The 1,487-nt window shown below is 62.5% G+C and carries 1 protein-coding gene; it reads left to right on the plus strand.

Features of this window, described 5'->3' with window-relative positions; all coding sequences use genetic code 11:
• Nucleotides 1-1,482: OpgD/OpgG family glucan biosynthesis protein (locus tag ACIPIA_RS16130; protein WP_400510987.1), on the plus strand; the 1,482-nt coding region annotated here is incomplete at its 5' end.
• Nucleotides 1,483-1,487 lie beyond the last annotated feature (5 nt).

Below are 1,487 nucleotides of genomic sequence, written 5' to 3' on the forward strand. Positions count from 1 at the left end.
GTGCAGAGCGCGGTGGAATTGGCGAAACAGCCCTTCGACGCCGAAAGCGCCCGGATTCCAGCGGAATTGTCGAAGCTGACCTATGACAGCTATCGCGAAATCCGGTTTCGTCGGGACAAGGCATTCTGGCGCGATGGCGGGTCTGACTTTCGCCTGCTGCCGTTCCATCTCGGCTTTCTGCACAACAAGCCGGTGCAGCTTCATATCATCAGCCATGGCAACGCGATCCCGATTGCCTTCACCACCGGCCTGTTCGAGTACGGGAAAGTGCCCGTCCCGAAGAGCCTCCCGCCGGCCCTGGGTTTCGCCGGCTTCGCAGTGACCACCAACCTCAACGCACCGAAGGTGCAGGACGAGATCATCTCCTTTCTGGGAGCGAGCTATTTCCGGTTGATCGGACGCGGGCATCGCTACGGGCTTTCTGCGCGCTCGCTGGCATTGAATGTCGGTGGCCAGGAGCCCGAGGAATTTCCCTTCATGCGGGCGCTGTGGGTGGAGGAGCCATCGCGCGATACCACCGAGCTCGTCATCTATGCCCTGCTCGACTCGCCCTCGGTCGCCGGAGCCTACCGCTATGTCGTCAGTCCGGGCAGGGAAACCCATGTGGACGTCACCGCGACGATCATTCCCCGCAAGGAGATCGAGCGGATTGGCATCGCACCGTTGACATCCATGTTCCAGGCCGGCGAAGGCGATCTCGGCCAGCGAACCGATTTCCGCCCGGAAATCCACGATTCCGATGGGCTGATGCTGCAATCCGGCACGGGAGAATGGATCTGGAGGCCGATCCGCAATCCCAAGGCGCTGCGCATTTCGAGCTTCGCCGACAAGAATCCGCGCGGCTTCGGCCTCATGCAACGCGACCGCGACTTCGGGAGCTATCAGGATCTCGAAGCCCGATACGACGCAAGACCGGGCTATTGGGTCCAGCCGCGGGGCGATTGGGGCGCCGGCCGCATCGACCTCATCGAGATCCCCACCGTGAACGAGGCGTTCGATAATATCGTTGCCTGCTGGACACCGAAGGAGGCGCTCCCGAGCGGGAAAGCCGCGGAGTTCAGCTATCGCATCTCGGCGATCTCGACGACCTGGCACCTGCACCCCTACGCGCAGGTCCAGCAGACTTTCAACGGTTCGGACATCGAGGACGGAGTGGTCGACGGGAACGGCACGAAGCGCTTCATCGTCGATTTTGCCGGCGGCGATCTCGCCTACTATCAGAGCGACCCCGATCGGCTGGAGCTTGTCGCGACCACGACGAGCGGTACGATCACCTCGAGCATTCTGGCGTTCCATGCACCCTTGAAAGGGGTGCGCGCGATCGTCGATGCGCAGCTTCCCGACGGTCAGTCGGCCGAGCTCCGCATGTTCCTGAGAACGCGAAATCGCACCTTGAGCGAAACCTGGACGGCGACCTGGTCGGTCCCACCCGGTGATTCAAGCCCAGCACAGCCTCCCCAGAACGCTCCAGCGCGCAATTGACGCCT

The organism is Allobosea sp. CER48 (assembly GCF_044752385.1).
Taxonomy (GTDB): Bacteria; Pseudomonadota; Alphaproteobacteria; order Rhizobiales; family Beijerinckiaceae; genus Allobosea.